At 64.8% G+C, this 15,358-nt stretch carries 13 protein-coding genes; 6 read left to right on the top strand and 7 right to left on the bottom strand.

Translation table 11 applies throughout. The features are described from left to right. Nucleotides 1-81: 81 nt before the first annotated feature. The 7 genes from gyrA to dnaA all read right to left on the bottom strand — a co-directional run bounded on the left by gyrA (nucleotide 82) and on the right by dnaA (nucleotide 10,870). The gene (gene gyrA, locus AAFP30_RS04990) at nucleotides 82-2,571 is read right to left on the bottom strand and encodes a DNA gyrase subunit A (protein WP_419228762.1); all 2,490 of its coding nucleotides are present in this window, start codon (nucleotides 2,569-2,571) and stop codon (nucleotides 82-84) included. A gap of 50 nt (nucleotides 2,572-2,621) precedes the next feature. Continuing rightward, nucleotides 2,622-4,679: a DNA topoisomerase (ATP-hydrolyzing) subunit B gene (gene gyrB, locus AAFP30_RS04985; protein ID WP_419228761.1), complete on the bottom strand. Its 2,058-nt coding sequence runs from the start codon at nucleotides 4,677-4,679 to the stop codon at nucleotides 2,622-2,624. A 316-nt stretch (nucleotides 4,680-4,995) separates the two neighbouring features. Beyond that, entirely contained in the window at nucleotides 4,996-5,553 is a 558-nt protein-coding gene (locus AAFP30_RS04980; RefSeq protein WP_419228760.1) for a DUF721 family protein, read from the bottom strand. Continuing rightward, the gene (recF, locus tag AAFP30_RS04975) at nucleotides 5,550-6,743 is read right to left on the bottom strand and encodes a DNA replication/repair protein RecF (protein ID WP_419228759.1); all 1,194 of its coding nucleotides are present in this window, start codon (nucleotides 6,741-6,743) and stop codon (nucleotides 5,550-5,552) included. The genes AAFP30_RS04980 and recF overlap by 4 nt, the downstream gene beginning before the upstream one ends. 1 nt (nucleotide 6,744) lies before the next feature. Further along, entirely contained in the window at nucleotides 6,745-7,668 is a 924-nt protein-coding gene (gene gnd / locus AAFP30_RS04970; protein WP_419228758.1) for a phosphogluconate dehydrogenase (NAD(+)-dependent, decarboxylating), read from the bottom strand. A 23-nt stretch (nucleotides 7,669-7,691) separates the two neighbouring features. Continuing rightward, entirely contained in the window at nucleotides 7,692-8,855 is a 1,164-nt protein-coding gene (gene dnaN, locus AAFP30_RS04965; protein ID WP_419228757.1) for a DNA polymerase III subunit beta, read from the bottom strand. 509 nt (nucleotides 8,856-9,364) lie between these two features. Next, entirely contained in the window at nucleotides 9,365-10,870 is a 1,506-nt protein-coding gene (dnaA, locus tag AAFP30_RS04960) for a chromosomal replication initiator protein DnaA (RefSeq protein ID WP_419228756.1), read from the bottom strand. 477 nt (nucleotides 10,871-11,347) lie between these two features. Between dnaA and rpmH the strand changes: the two genes are divergently transcribed. The 6 genes from rpmH (at nucleotide 11,348) to rsmG (ending at nucleotide 15,263) form a co-directional block, all read left to right on the top strand. Next, entirely contained in the window at nucleotides 11,348-11,491 is a 144-nt protein-coding gene (rpmH, locus tag AAFP30_RS04955) for a 50S ribosomal protein L34 (protein ID WP_006337454.1), read from the top strand. A gap of 61 nt (nucleotides 11,492-11,552) precedes the next feature. Next, nucleotides 11,553-11,945 (top strand): ribonuclease P protein component, encoded by a 393-nt coding sequence (rnpA, locus tag AAFP30_RS04950; protein ID WP_419228755.1) that lies wholly within the window; start codon nucleotides 11,553-11,555, stop codon nucleotides 11,943-11,945. Then, nucleotides 11,942-12,253, top strand: a complete 312-nt coding sequence (gene yidD, locus AAFP30_RS04945) for a membrane protein insertion efficiency factor YidD (RefSeq protein WP_419228754.1) — start codon at nucleotides 11,942-11,944, stop codon at nucleotides 12,251-12,253. Before rnpA ends, yidD begins: the two co-directional genes overlap by 4 nt. 3 nt (nucleotides 12,254-12,256) lie before the next feature. Then, the gene (gene yidC, locus AAFP30_RS04940) at nucleotides 12,257-13,534 is read left to right on the top strand and encodes a membrane protein insertase YidC (protein WP_419228753.1); all 1,278 of its coding nucleotides are present in this window, start codon (nucleotides 12,257-12,259) and stop codon (nucleotides 13,532-13,534) included. A 74-nt stretch (nucleotides 13,535-13,608) separates the two neighbouring features. Next, a complete protein-coding gene (locus tag AAFP30_RS04935; RefSeq protein WP_419228752.1) occupies nucleotides 13,609-14,358 on the top strand; it encodes a protein jag in 750 nt (249 codons plus the stop codon). Between the two features lie 179 nt (nucleotides 14,359-14,537). Continuing rightward, on the top strand, nucleotides 14,538-15,263 hold the full coding sequence (rsmG, locus tag AAFP30_RS04930) for a 16S rRNA (guanine(527)-N(7))-methyltransferase RsmG (protein WP_419228751.1): 726 nt from the start codon (nucleotides 14,538-14,540) through the stop codon (nucleotides 15,261-15,263). The last annotated feature ends 95 nt before the right edge of the window (nucleotides 15,264-15,358 follow it).

Below are 15,358 nucleotides of genomic sequence, written 5' to 3'. Positions count from 1 at the left end.
GGCAATCCCTCAGTCGACGACCTTCTAACGCACCAGCCTAGCGGCTACCACCCGCCGACCTCGGGAGCACTTGCGGGCGCCCTACGAGCCGTCGGCCTCCTCGTCCGGTTCGTCGGCATTGCGGGCAATGGCCAGGAGCGTGGTGCCGTCGCCCAGATCCATCAGTCGTACGCCCTTGGTCATCCGGCCTGCCTTGCGCACCTGCTTGGCCGCGGTGCGGATGACACCGCCGCCGGAGGTGATGGCGTAGAGCTCGGTCTCGTCGTCGACGATGAGCGCTCCGATCAGCTCGCCACGTCGACGATCATGGGCGATCGTCAGCACACCCTTGCCGCCACGGCCCTGTACCGGGTAGTCCTCCATGCCGGTCCGCTTGGCATAACCACCGGAGGTGGCCACCAACAGGTACGTGCCCTCGACGACGACGTTGAGACTCAACAACGTGTCGTCGGCGTTGAACCGCATGCCCTGTACGCCGGACGTCTGGCGGCCCATCGGGCGCAGCGCCTCGTCGTCGGCATGGAAGCGGATCGACTGACCCTGCTGGGATACGAGCAGCAGATCGTCGTCGGCAGAACACAATTGGGCGCCGACGAGTTCGTCCTCGCCGCGCAGGTTGATCGCGGCGATACCGCCGGAGCGGTTGGAGTCGAAGTCCTCGAGCTTGGACTTCTTCACCAGACCGTTCCGGGTGGCGAGCACGAGATACGGTGCGTCCTGGTAGGTCTGGATCTGGATGACCTGCGCGATCCGCTCTTCCGGCTGGAAGGCCAGCAGGTTGGCGACGTGCTGCCCACGGGCGGTGCGGTTGGCCTCGGGCAACTCGTAGGCCTTGGCCCGGTAGACGCGACCCTTGGTGGTGAAGAACAGGATCCAGTCGTGCGTCGAGCACACGAAGAAGTGGGCGACGATGTCGTCCTGCTTCAGGCCGGCCCCCTGCACACCCTTGCCGCCGCGACGCTGACTGCGATACAGGTCGGTCTTGGTGCGCTTGGCGTACCCGGTCTCGGTGATCGTCACGACGACGTCCTCGCGGGCGATGAGATCCTCGTCACTCACGTCTCCGTCGGCGGCGATGATCTTGGTGCGCCGTTCGTCACCGTACTTGTCGACGACGACCTTCAACTCGTCACGAACGATATCGCGCTGACGTTCCGGGCGAGCAAGAATGTCCTTGTAGTCCGCGATCTCGAGTTCGATCTCGGCCAACTCGTCGACGATCTTCTGTCGCTCCAACGCCGACAGGCGACGCAGCTGCATCGCCAGGATGGCGTCGGCCTGGATCTCGTCGATGTCGAGCAAATCCATCAAGCCGGTACGCGCGGCCTCGGTGTTCGCCGATGCGCGGATCAGGGCGATCACTTCGTCCAGGGCGTCAAGGGCTTTCACCAGACCGCGCAGGATGTGTGCGCGCTCCTCGGCCTTGCGCAACCGGTAGCGGGTGCGCCGGACGATGACGTCGATCTGATGGGCGACGTAGTAACGGATCATCTGATCGAGCCGCAGGGTGCGCGGTACGCCGTCGACGATGGACAGCATGTTGGCGCCGAAGCTGGTCTGCAGCTGACTGTGCTTGTAGAGGTTGTTGAGCACCACCTTGGCGACCGCGTCGCGGCGCAGGGTGACGACGATGCGCATACCGACACGATCCGAGGACTGATCCTCGATTCGGCTGATGCCCTTGAGCTTTCCTTCGTTGACCTGTTCGGCGATCGACTGGATCAGGTTGTCCGGGTTGACCTGATACGGCAACTCGGTGACGACCAGGGTGGTGGTGCCTTTGTTCTCCTCGATGTCGACGACGCTGCGCATGCGGATGCTGCCGCGGCCGGTCATGTAGGCATCCTTGATGCCCTGGCTACCGACGATCAGTCCGGCGGTCGGGAAGTCCGGGCCCTTGATCGCTTCCATGCACGCGGCCAGGGTGGCCTCTTCGTCCGCATCCGGGTTGGCCAACGCCCAAAAGACCGCGTCGGCAACCTCATTCAGGTTATGCGGCGGAATGTTGGTGGCCATACCGACCGCGATACCGCCGGATCCGTTGATCAGCAGGTTCGGGATGCGCGCCGGCAGCACGGTGGGCTCATTGGTCTTGCCGTCGTAGTTCGGCGTGAAATCGACTGTCTCCTCGTCGATGTCGCGCAGCATCTCCATCGCCAGCGGGGTCAGTCGGGCCTCGGTGTATCGCATGGCGGCAGCACCGTCGTTGCCTCGGGAACCGAAGTTGCCCTGTCCGTCGATCAGCGGATAGCGCATCGACCACGGCTGCGCGAGGCGCACCAGCGCGTCGTAGATCGCGGTGTCGCCGTGCGGATGGTAGTTACCCATCGTCTCGGCAACGGGTTTCGCCGATTTCACGTAGCTGCGGTCGGGCCGGAAGCCGGCGTCGTAGGACGCGTAGAGCAGGCGGCGGTGTACCGGCTTGAGGCCGTCGCGTACCTCCGGCAGTGCACGACCGACGATGACGCTCATCGCGTAGTCGATGTAGCTGTTCTGCATCTCCTGGCCGAGATCGACCGGTTCGATGCGATCGCCTTCACCGCCGGCGGGCGGCAGGGTGGTGTCAGTCATCAGTGACCTTCTCTAGTAACGAAAGTGGGTCTCGACCAGCGGAAAGTGGCTCAGACATCAAGGAAGCGAACGTCTTTGGCGTTGCGGGCGATGAAACTGCGGCGCGCGGCGACATCTTCGCCCATCAGGATGGAGAAGAGTTCGTCGGCGGCGGCCGCGTCGTCGAGGGTGACCTGCCGCAGGACGCGGACCTCGGGGTCCATGGTGGTCTCCCACAGTTCCTTGGCGTTCATCTCGCCGAGACCCTTGTAGCGCTGGATGCCGTCGTCGGTGTTGATCTTCCAGCCCGCACCGCGCCCGGCCTCGAGCAGTCCGTCGCGTTCGCGGTCGGAGTAGGCGAACTCGGGTTCGCGCTTCTGCCACTTCAGTTTGTAGAGCGGCGGTTGCGCGAGATAGACGTGGCCGTGCTCGATAAGTGGCCGCATGAAGCGGAACAGCAGCGTCAGCAGCAGCGTCGAAATGTGTTGTCCGTCAACGTCGGCGTCGGCCATCAACACGATCTTGTGGTAGCGCAGTTTGGCGAGGTCGAACTCGTCGTGGATGCCGGTACCGAAAGCGGTGATGATGGACTGCACTTCGGCGTTCTTGAGCACCCGGTCGATGCGGGCCTTCTCGACGTTGATGATCTTGCCGCGCAACGGCAGGATCGCCTGGTACATCGAGTCACGGCCGGACTTGGCCGAACCGCCTGCGGAGTCGCCCTCCACGATGTAGACCTCACACTTGGTGGGGTCGTTGCTGCGGCAGTCGGCGAGCTTGCCAGGCAGTCCGCCGATGTCGGTTGCGGTCTTGCGCCGCACCAGTTCTCGCGCCTTGCGCGCGGCCATGCGGGCCTGCGAGGAGTCGACGGCCTTCTTGACGATGATCTTCGCCTCGGCGGGATTGGACTCGAACCAGTGCGCGAGGTGCTCGTTGCAGGTCTTCTGCACGAAGCTCTTGACCTCGGTGTTGCCGAGTTTGGTCTTCGTCTGACCTTCGAACTGAGGGTCGGAGACCTTCACCGAGATGACCGCCGCGAGACCTTCGCGGATATCGTCGCCGGTGAGCTTGCCGTCCTTCTCCTTGAGGAGCTTCTTGTCCAGCGCGTACTTGTTGACGGTGCTGGTCAGCGCCGCACGGAACCCCTCTTCGTGGGTGCCGCCCTCGTGGGTGTTGATGGTGTTGGCGAAGGTGTGGACCGACTCCGAATAGCCGGCATTCCACTGCATGGCGATCTCGACCTCGTGGCCGGTGCCCTTGGCGTTGAAGCCGACCACCGACTGATGGATCGGGTTCTTGGTGCGGTTGAGGTGTTTGATGTAGTCGACGAGGCCGTCGGGATAGTGATAGGTCCGGGTCCGGACCTTGGCGACCCGTTCCTTGCGCTCCTCTTCGGACTTGATGACCTCGGCGGTGTCGGCGCCCTCGGTGTCCATCTCGGCCTCGGCGACGGCCGCCTCATCCGAGCGCCGATTGTCGGTGAGGGTGATGGTCAGGCCCTTGTTGAGGAACGCCATCTCCTGCAGACGCCGCGCCACGGTCTCCGCGGAGAACATGGTGGTCTCGAAGATCTTCGGATCCGGCCAGAAGCGCACGGTGGTGCCGGTCTTGCGGGTCGCATCGCCCTGCTGCAGCGAACCGGGCTTGGCGTAATCGTAGGTCTGTTCCCAGTGATGGCCGCCATAGTCGATCTCGAGTTCGACCTTCGTCGACAGCGCGTTCACCACGGAGATACCCACGCCGTGCAGACCACCGGAGACCGCATACGCGTCGGAGTCGAACTTGCCACCGGCGTGCAGCTGGGTCATGACGACCTCGACCGTGGGCACGCCGGTCGCATGCATGCTGGTGGGGATGCCACGACCGTCGTCGACGACCTGGACGCCGCCGTCCTCGAGGAGCGTGACGTCGACCTTGCTGGCGTACCCGGCCATCGCCTCGTCGACGGAGTTGTCGACGACCTCCCAGATCAGATGGTGCAGACCTCGTTCACCGGTGGACCCGATGTACATGCCCGGGCGTTTGCGAACCGCTTCGAGGCCTTCGAGGATGCTGATCGATTCTGCGCCGTACTCCCCCGGCTTTTTCTTCGCCGGCTTTTTTGCGGAGGTGTCGTTCGTCTCGGCCACGAGGTGGGTCCGCTCCTGTTCTGTCTCGGTGACACCCGACCGTGGCGGCGACCTCTACGCACGCGGCAACGCATCCGCAAGACATCACGGATGCTCATCGCTCTGCGTCGCCGGCTTCTCAGCCGGCCGAGTCCACCCCGGACGGGACAACGTCACCAGTGTACTGCCTCACCCAGACAGAAAAGGCCATCCGGCACCCCCAACGCGCGCGCAGATCGATTTTTTCCGCTCAGGGCCGGTCGGATTGTGGATTGGTAGCAATCAGGGCGTCCTGGGGACAACAGACTCGCTTTGCGCGGAAGAATCTGGTAGCGCCTCAGCCGTAGGTGTCGCGGGGTCCGCGGCCGGGCACATGACGCGGACCCTTCCGCCACGACGGCGCCTTCGGTCCGGTGATCCGCAGGCTGGTCACCATGCCGTTGCCGATCGCGCCGGCGATCTTCGCCAGGATCGTCGACTGCATGTACCGCAACTGGGTGGCCCACGCGGTGGATTCGGCTTGGACGTGTAACACGTTGTCCTGCAACAGTGTTGGTTTGGCATGTGCAGCGATGTCGGTGCCGACGATCTGCTCCCACATGCCGAAGAGGGTGCCCTGACCGATCTGTGGTTCCCACCCGCGGTCCTTCGCGATGCCGCCGGCAAGCCGACCCAGCGGTTGCGGATCGCGGGAGTCAGGACCCGAACCCGACCAGCGTCGACGGGTACCGCCGCCGCGCCGCGAACCCGTGATCGGCGACGACCGACCCTGGCCGACGGACTTCCCGGCGGCGCGAGCCGCAGCCCGTGCTTCCTCGAGCGCACGCCGAGCCAGTTCGTAGCCGGTCAGCGGCGGTTCACCGGGTTTGGGTTGTGGCAACGACTCATCGGTCATGACGACTCCTCCCCGGTCGGGACATCCCGCAGGACGGATGCCCGCCTGCCATTGTCCTCCACGACGTCGACTCCGACTCGTCGTCCGCCGATCCGGTCCGGAATGTCGTCGGGCACGGCGGCGGTGATCAACAGTTGTTCGGCCGATGCGGTGACCTCCGCCAGCTGGGTCCGACGTTGCGCGTCGAGTTCGGCGAAGACGTCGTCGAGCATGATCACCGGTTCGATACCCTCGGCGCGGGTGAGTTCGACGGATCCGAGGCGCAGCGACAGCGCCAATGACCACGATTCACCATGGCTGGCAAAGCCTTTCGCGACATCACTGCCAAGAATGATGTCAATGTCGTCGCGGTGCGGACCCACCAGGCTCACGCCCCGGTCGATCTCCTTGGACCGCAATTCGGCCAGCCGCTCGAGCAGAATGTCGCGGATGTCCTCGGCGGACGCCGGGCTGTCCGAAGCGGGCAGCACCTCGGGCCCGGCCGCGGCCCGATAGGCAAGGGTGGCCGGGCGGGAATGCGGCGCGATGGCACCGTAGGCACCGGAAAAGTGCGGTACGAGTTCGGCCAGCACGTCGATGCGCGCAGCGGTGACCTGCCCGCCGAGGTCGGCGAGCTGCTCGTCCCACACGTCGAGTGTGCTGATCACCGAGTCGGCCTCGGATCCACCACGACGCAGTGCCGCACCCGCGGTCTTCAGCAGTGCGGACCTCTGCCGCAGCACCCGGTCGTAGTCCGATCGCGCAGCCGCCCACCGCGGACCCTTCTGCGCGACGAGTTCGTCGACGAAGCGACGCCGATCCGACGGATCCCCGCGGATCAGCAGCAGATCCTCCGGCGCGAACATCACTGCGCGCAGGATGCCGAGAATGTCGCGGGCGCGCCGAGCGGGACTGGTGTTGATGGTGGCCTTGTTGGCCCCCTCGGCGTTGATCTGCAGCTGGACGGTGAGTTCGCGGCCGAGGTTCTCGACAGTGCCGAGGACCGTGGCGGCCGTCGCGCCCGAGTGCACCAACGGCGCGTCGGTACTGACCCGATGCGAGCGCAGATTTGTCAGATAAAAGACCGCCTCGAGCAGATTGGTCTTGCCGAAACCGTTGCGCCCCACGAAGATTGTCGGTTCTGGACGCAGCGTCAGGTCCATCTCGTGCCAGGACCGGAAGTCGCGGAGCTGCAGTTCTCGGACGAACACGTCAGCCGGCGGGCGGCGCGCCGGACTCCCCGACCGAACGCCCCTCGGAGTTGGTGACCGCGTGTCCGCCGAACTGATTACGCAGTGCCGAAACGGCTTTCAGGGCGGGTGAGCCGTCCTGGCGCGAAGCGAACCGGGCGAACAGCGCAGCGGAGATGACGTTGGCCGGCACCGAATGCCGGATCGCCTCCTCGACGGTCCACCGTCCCTCACCGGAATCGGTTGTGTAGTCGGAGATCTCGGTGAAACCCGGATCCTCCTGCAGCGCCCGGACGAGCAGGTCGAGCAGCCAGGACCGGACGACGGTGCCCTGCGTCCAGGCCCGCAGCGTGCCCTCGACGTCGGTGATCAACGGCTCGGCACACAGCAATTCGTAGCCTTCGCCGTAGGCGTGCATCAGTCCGTACTCGACGCCGTTGTGCACCATCTTGGCGTAATGGCCGGCGCCGACCGGACCGGCGTGGACGAATCCATCGGCACGCTCCCCGGGCGGACGCAGCGCGTCGAAGACCGGCATCAGGCGGGCGACGTCGTCGTCGGATCCACCGACCATCAGGCCGTATCCGTTGTCCAGGCCCCACACCCCACCGGACACACCGCAATCGATATAGCCGATTCCGTTGTCACCCAACAGCTTTGCGTTGGGCATGTCGTCGGTGTAGCGGGAGTTCCCGCCGTCGACGACGATGTCGCCGGGCTCGAGGAGGTCCGCGAGCTGCGCGATCGTGGTGCGGGTCGGGTCACCCGAGGGCACCATCACCCAGACGGCGCGGGGACCGTCGAGCCGACCGACCATCGCGGCCAGCGTCGGCACATCGGTGACGTCGGGTCGGGGATCGTAACCGACCACCTCATGGCCGGCCTGCGCGATCCGGGTGCGCATGTTGGCGCCCATCTTGCCCAAACCCACGAGTCCGAGTTGCACGGGAAGATCCTTTGCTTCGGTGATCAGCCCGGGAGTCGAACCGGCATCAGCAGGTAGGTGAAGGCGCTGTTGGGTGCGACGTAGGCACCGGACTCGTCGGGGACCGGTTCTTCGCCGGTCGAGGGCCGCAACACCGCGGGGCGGCTCGGTGTGGTGAAGCCGAAATCGACGGCGGCGGCACCGATCGCCGACAACCCGTCCTGCAGATAGCCGGGGTTGAACGCGATCGTCAGCGGCTCACCCTGGAACTGCACCGGTAGCTCTTCCTCGGCCTTGCCTGCCTCGTCGCCGCCCGCGGTGAGCAGCACGGATCCCTCGCTGAACTCCATGCGGACCTGGGCGCCGCGCTCGGCGACCAGCGCGACACGCTTGATGGCCTCGATCAGCGGTGCGCTCTCGATGGTGGCGACCGCGGTGTGGCTGGCCGGCAGCAACTGGCGGAACTTCGGGAACTCGGCGTCGAGCAGCCGGGTCGTGGTGCGCTTGGTCTGTCCCAGGATCCCCAGGATCCCGTCACCACCGACGGCGGTGCCGTTGCCGAGGGCGAGTTCCACGCTGCTCTCGCCGCCCGCGGTCTTGGCGCTCTCGGACAAGGTCTTGGCCGGGACCAGCACCGCGCCGGCGGTGTCGGCGGACGTCGGATCCCATTCCAGCTCGCGAACCGCGAGCCGGAACCGGTCGGTGGCGGCCAGCACGACCCGGTTGCCCTCGATCTCGACTCGCACACCCGTGAGCATCGGCAGGGTGTCGTCCCTGCCGGCGGCCACCGCGACCTGCGAGATCGCCTCGGCGAACCGGTCGGCGGGAATGGTGCCGGTGACGATCGGCGGCTTGGGCAGTTCGGGGTAATCCTCGACGGGCATCGTCGGCAGGGAGAACTTCGCGCTGCCACAGGCGATGGCGACCCGGGACCCGTCGAGGGTCACATCGACCGGTTTGTTCGGCAGGGCGCGGGTGATGTCGGCGAGCAGTCGGCCGGAGACCAGCACCTTGCCCGGCTCGGCGACCTCGGCCGCGATCGATTCCTGGGCCGAGACCTCGTAGTCGAATCCGGAGACCTCGAGTCCGTTGTCATCTGCGGTCAGCACCACACAACCGAGGACCGGTACCGGCGGGCGTGCCGGCAGGCTTCGGGCCACCCAGGCAACGGAATCTGCGAACTCGTCACGCGCGACACGAAACTTCATGCTGGGTGATTGCCCTTCTCGTCCTGCTCGATGTGTTGCCGGTGCCCCGCGACGCCGACCCGGTGTCGAGTCCGGCGGGGATTCCCACCATAGAACGAGGGTGCCAGACGGGAGGCCGTTGGGGGGAACTACAAGCACCGACCGCCTCGGCGTGTCCGTGGGATTTGCTCCACTGTGCACAAGGCCTTCTTTTCAAGAGGATCCCTTGAAGAGAAATTCATAACGGTAATAGGCACTGTGAATCTGTGGATGACACGTCGTCTGGGCAGGTCAACGCGGATGGATCCGTGTGGACGAGCAGTGGAGTTCTCCGCGGGTAACCACCCAGGTGGTGTGGAGTTGGTGATTCGTTCGCCGCCTGTCCACGTCACCTGCACAAGTTACTCACCGTTATCCCGAGGGTTATCCACAGCAGTGGAGAACTTCTCGATGGGTGCGTAAATGCCCGGATCCGGTGGATCCGGGTGGCAGAAACCCTGCGGTGTGAGTTGAGAGTTACGCGTCGACGATCAGACGGCGCGCTGTTTGATACGCGCGGTGAGTTCCTGGACGTGGTCATAGACCTTGCGTCGCTCGGCCATCTCCTTGCGGATCTTGCGCTCGGCGTACATGACCGTGGTGTGGTCACGATCGAACGTTTCGCCGATCTTCGGCAGCGAGAGATCGGTGAGCTCGCGACACAGATACATGGAGATCTGTCGGGCCTGCGCGATGGACCGCGTCTTACCCGGCCCGCGGAGCTCCTCGACGGAGATGTCGAAGTATTCGGCGGTGATCGCCAGGATGCTCGCGGCGCTGACTTCCAGCGTCCCGGAATTGGGCAGCAGGGCCTGCAGGACGACCTCGGCGAGCGACTTGTCGAGCTCGGTGTTGTTCAGCGACGCGAAGGCGGTGACCCGGATCAGCGCGCCCTCGAGTTCGCGGATGTTGCGTTCGATCTTCGATGCGATCAGCTCGAGGACATCGTCGGGCACCGCGATGTTGTCCATCTGGGCCTTCTTGCGCAGGATCGCGATGCGGGTTTCCAGGTCCGGCGGCTGGACGTCGGTGATCAGGCCCCACTCGAACCGGGTGCGTAGCCGATCTTCCAGCGTCGCAAGCTGTTTCGGTGGTCGGTCGGAGGAGACGACGATCTGCTTGGATGCGTTGTGCAGGGTGTTGAAGGTATGGAAGAACTCCTCCTGGATACCTTCTTTGCCGATCAGGAACTGGATGTCGTCGACGAGGAGCACGTCGACGTCGCGGTAGCGGCGCTTGAACGCGACGCGGCGGTCATCGCGCAGCGAGTTGATGAAGTCGTTGGTGAACTCCTCGGTGGACACGTACTTCACGCGCATCCCGGGGAACAGTCGCTGCGCATAGTGGCCGGCCGCGTGCAGCAGATGCGTCTTGCCCAGGCCCGACTCGCCCCAGATGAACAACGGGTTGTACGCCCGGGCCGGGGCCTCGGCGACAGCGACCGCCGAGGCATGGGCGAAGCGGTTGGAGGCACCGATGACGAAGGTGTCGAAGGTGTACTTCGGGCTGAGGTTGGCGCTCGAGGCCGTCTGTCCGGCGGTGGGGCGCTCAGCGAAGTACGTGGACCAGTCGGCGGCCGGGGAGCCCGGGGTGGTCGTGCCCCGTCCGTCGAAGTCGGCCGGGGTGCCGACCGGGTTCGGCGGCACGAACGGCACCGCAGGGGCGTCGTCGATCGGCATCGGCGCGGACGGCTCGGGCACCGGCTCGTCGGCCGGAGGGGTCGCGATCCGGACCCCGAGATCGACCGGCTGTCCCAGATGGCGACTGAGCACCGATCGGATGGTGTCGCGCAGATTGCGCTCGATCTGCTCTTGCACGAGCGGGGTCGGCACGGTCAGCAGGGCAAAGCCCTCGGCCAGGGTCAGTGGCTGCACCAGCGACAGCCACGCCTTCTGCTGACGGGTGAGGGGCTCGTGGTCGGCTGCCGCAGCGTCATTGTTGAGCTCGGCGACGACGCGTTGCCACACCTCGCCGAAAGAATCTCGATCAGACGTCACGGTTGCGTGTCCTCCTCCTCCAGACGCTGGTGGCCGGAACACCCCGAGTTGTCCACATGGTTTGTCCACAGCTGTGTACAGATTAGGGGGTGCGGTAATCGTCCGGTCGGCCGGAGTGGTCCATTGGACCGTCTGTCATCGACTCTGGGTGAAGCTAACAGAGTGCGGCCAGAGCGTCGATGCGATTCGTCGGATTCGACCGTACAGACCACGCCCGCGGACCCGCCGACGCCCCCTCACGTGGCAGAACTCACATCCGGCGGTGATGGACATGCGCTCGTTTGATTCTCCCGTGCCGACTCAGTACTCTCGACTGGTCATCCAGGTTTCGGATTTGCGGGGTGATCTCGGTGTTGTGTGCCGAGATGCCACGTCCGACACGAGTTCGGCACCGAACCCGGATAAGTAGACCCACCAGCAGTCGTGGTTCGCGCGTGCAGTCGGCGCGGGTCACGCTCGAACTCGAAGGAGTTACCAATGGCCAAGGGAAAGCGTACTTTCCAGCCGAACAACCGTCGTCGTGCACGTGTCCACGGATTCCGGCTGCGCATGCGCACCCGTGCCGGTCGCGCCATCGTCAACGGCCGTCGCAGCAAGGGCCGCGCAAAGCTCACGGCCTGAGTCGACAGCGTCGTCACCGGCAGTGGGGGCTCTGCACCCGCTGCCGGTTGCTGGTTATTCGATGGTTGCTGCCGTACATCGGATCTCTCGCGGATCCGACTTCAATCGCACACTGAAGACCGGGGTGCGGGTGTCCACTCGTGACCTCACGGTCCACGTCGCACCCGTCACCGATCTGGTGACCGTCGGCGGGCCCTGGCTCGGACTGATCGTGAGCAAGTCGGTCGGTAATGCGGTGGTCCGGCATCGGGTGGCGCGTCGGCTCCGTGCGGCGTTCGCCGCCCGGCTACCGGAGTTCCCCAGGACCGAGGTCATGGTCGTCCTCCGGGCCCGGCCGTCCGCGGCAACCGTCGACAGCACGGATCTTGCCGACCAACTGTCGGGCGCACTGCGTCATCGTCGAGTCCGCGCATTGGTCGACGGATCGGCCGATCGCGTCCGGATACCACGATGAACGGTTCCGATTCCGCGGCCGCCTGGCTGCGTCTACTCCCCCGGCGCATCGTCATCTTTCTGATCGAGCTGTACCGCACGTGGGTGTCCCCCATGCGGTTGCCCAGCTGCCGATTTGAACCGACTTGCTCCGCCTATGCCGTGGAGGCCTTGAGCCGCCACGGTTTTGTGTATGGCGGGGTGTTGTCCATCGTCCGGCTACTCAAATGCGGACCGTGGCACAAACCCGGTTACGACCCGGTCCCCGAACGTGGGCTCCGGGAGCTCTTGCATCCCACAGCAGTACCGACAGAGTTTAGGGGTAACTGACTCGTGCTCAACTTCATCTACTACCCGGTTTCCGGGATCATGTGGGTCTGGCACTGGTTGTTCGACTTCATCACGCCGAACACGCCGGGCGGCAATGGCATCGCCTGGGCGCTGTCGGTGGTGTTCCTGGTGTTCACGCTCCGCGCGATTCTCTACAAGCCCTTCGTGAAGCAGATCCGCACCACGAAGAAGATGCAAGAGATCAACCCGCAGATGCAGGCGATCCGTAAGAAGTACGCCAAAGATCGCGTGAAGATGACCGAGGAGATGCAGAAGCTCCAGAAGGAGCACAGCTTCAACCCGCTCCTGGGCTGTCTGCCGATGCTGCTGCAGGTCCCGGTGTTCATCGGTTTGTTCCACGTGCTCCGGTCGTTCAACCGGACGGCGACCGGCATGGGTCAACTCGGGATGTCGCCCGAGGAGACGCGTGAGGTCCCCAACTACTTCTTCAGCGTGGAACAGGTACAGAGCTTCCTCGACGCGCGGTTCTTCGGTGTTCCGCTGTCGTCGTTCATCACCCAGCCGGTCGAGCAATGGAAGGCGTTCATCCCGTCGGGCAATCTCGCCGACATCGACTTCACGCGAGCCAACATCATCATCGTGGTCATCCCGATCATGATCATCGCGTCGATCGCGACGCATATGAACTCGCGTGCCTCGGTGGCTCGCCAGCCGGCAGAGTCGTTGGAGAACCCGCAGACGCGCATGATGAACATGCTCGCGCTCTATATCTTCCCGCTGGGCATTTTGGTGACCGGCCCGTTCTTCCCTGTCGCGATCCTCCTGTACTGGGTGAGCAACAACGTCTGGACCTACGGTCAGCAGCACATCGTCTTCGGTCGCATTGCGAAGGAAGAGGAAGAGGCCAAGCTCGCCAAGCAGGAGAAGCAGAAGGCCAACGCACCCAAGCCGGGTGCCCGTCCCGATCAACTCAAGCTCACGAAGCAGACGGATGCGGGCGACGAGGTCGTCGACAGTGAGATCGAGACCGCAGCGGTGGTAGAGCACACCACAGTCGAGAAGTCGTCCTCTCCCCTGCAGACAGTGCAGGGCTGGCTGCGTCCCAAGAAGTCCACTCCCGCCGCCGACGCCGGCGACACACTGAGTTCCGCCGCGGAGACCACCGGTACGACCCCGACGACGGGTACGTCGCCGACGACGTCGAAGAAGCCGGCTCCCGGGCAGAAGCCGACGGGGGCGAAGACAGCGGGTAACAAACAGAATCCCAGCGGGTCGGCGAAACGGCGCAAGAAGGGCGGACGTCCGGGCGGACGTCAGTAACCCCCTCGCGCGGAGACCGCCGAGGTTCCGCACCACAGACGTTGATGTTCAAGCACAGTTAGGTGGAATACGAGATGACAGCTGAGACCACAGCGCACGACGACCGCGAGTTGGAGTCCGACGCCGCAGTCGATGAAGCAGCAGCTGCTGAGACCGATGCGGCCGTGACCGAGTCCGCGGATACGCCGGCGGTGACCAAGTCGGCACGTGCGGCCGACGAGGTTGTCGGCGGGGAAGTCGTCGCCGATTCCGATGTCGTGGAGTCCGGTAGTGCGGCGTCCGATGTTGCCAAGTCGGATGCCGCGTCGGCTGACGCGGAGTCGGCTGACGATGACGACGACGAAGACGAGATGGACGAGGAAGAGCGACTGGTCGAGGAGGGCGAGATCGCCGGTGACTACCTCGAGCAACTCCTCGACGTCCTCGACTTCGACGGCGACATCGATCTGGACGTCGACGGTGATCGTGCGGTCGTCAGCATCGACGGCGGGGACGATCTGACGAAGCTCGTCGGACGCAAGGGTGAGGTGCTCGATGCTCTACAGGAGCTGACCCGTCTGGCCGTGCAACAGTCGACCGGGGAACGTAGCCGGCTGATGCTGGATATCGCACGGTGGCGTGCGGACCGTCGCGATCGTCTGGCACGTCTGGGCTCGGAGGTCGCCCAACGGGTGCGCGAGTCCGGCGTGCGTGAGGCCCTTGACCCGATGACCCCGTTCGAGCGGAAGATCGTGCACGACGCCGTGGCTGCGGTCGACGGAGTGGTCAGCGAGAGCGAAGGTGCCGAACCCAAGCGGCGCGTGGTGGTCCTGCGGGCCGGCTGAGATCCGCAGAGAAGTTGTCGAGAAAGTCCCGGCTGCGGCCGGGACTTTCTCATTTCCGGGGTAGAGAATCACATGGATGTAGTTCTGGTCGACGACGTGATCGCGGCACGTGTTTCACGTGAAACATGTGGAGCGACTCGTGGTCTCAACCAACGATTCGACACAGCGAGTACGGGAGGATGTTTCACGTGAAACCAACGGAGACGGAGCAGGACGAGCCCACTCCCCCGCCGTCGTCCGCGGCGGAGGTATTCGGCGGGCGGCTGGAACTGGCGGAGGCGTACTACCAGATGCTCGCGACCGACGGCGTTGTCTTGGGGCTCATCGGTCCACGGGAGATACCAAGGCTCTGGGATCGTCACCTACTGAACTGCGCGGTGATCGGTGATGTGCTGGCGGATGGTGAGACCGTCTTCGATATCGGTAGTGGCGCGGGCTTGCCTGGCATCCCGGTGGCCATTGCGCGGCCAGACCTGTCGATCACGCTGATCGAGCCACTGCTGCGTCGTAGTGAGTTCCTCTCCCGTGTTGTCGACGAGCTCCGCCTCGATGTTCGGGTGATCCGCGGGCGCGCCGAAGAGAAGGCTGTCCGTGAGGCAGTTGGCCTTGCAGACGTGGTGACGTCGCGGGCGGTCGCGCCTCTCGAGCGGTTGGCGAAGTGGTCCGCTCCCCTGGTGCGTCCGGGTGGTCGGATGGTTGCCATCAAGGGCTCGTCGGCGGGCGAGGAGATCGACCGGGACAAGGTTCTGGTCGGTCGTGTCGGGATCTCCGAGCTCACCGTGCAGCAGTGCGGTGCGGAGTTCCTGGAGGTACCGACGACGGTTGTGATCGGTACGAAGCGGGGCAAAGGTGCGGCATCATCGGGCTCGAAGACTCGATCCAAACGAGCCTCGAAGAAGGGGTGAGTGGGATTGGTGTCACGTCGCCGCAGGGCGCACAATAGACAACAGGTCGGTGATCGGGGTGGCGTGACGCAGAGCGTTCATGCATCAGAGTCCCC

The organism is Gordonia sp. CPCC 205515 (genome assembly GCF_048537925.1).
Lineage (GTDB): Bacteria > Actinomycetota > Actinomycetes > Mycobacteriales > Mycobacteriaceae > Gordonia.
Note: the sequence above shows the minus strand (reverse complement) of the source record. Positions and strands in the feature narration are given on the sequence as shown.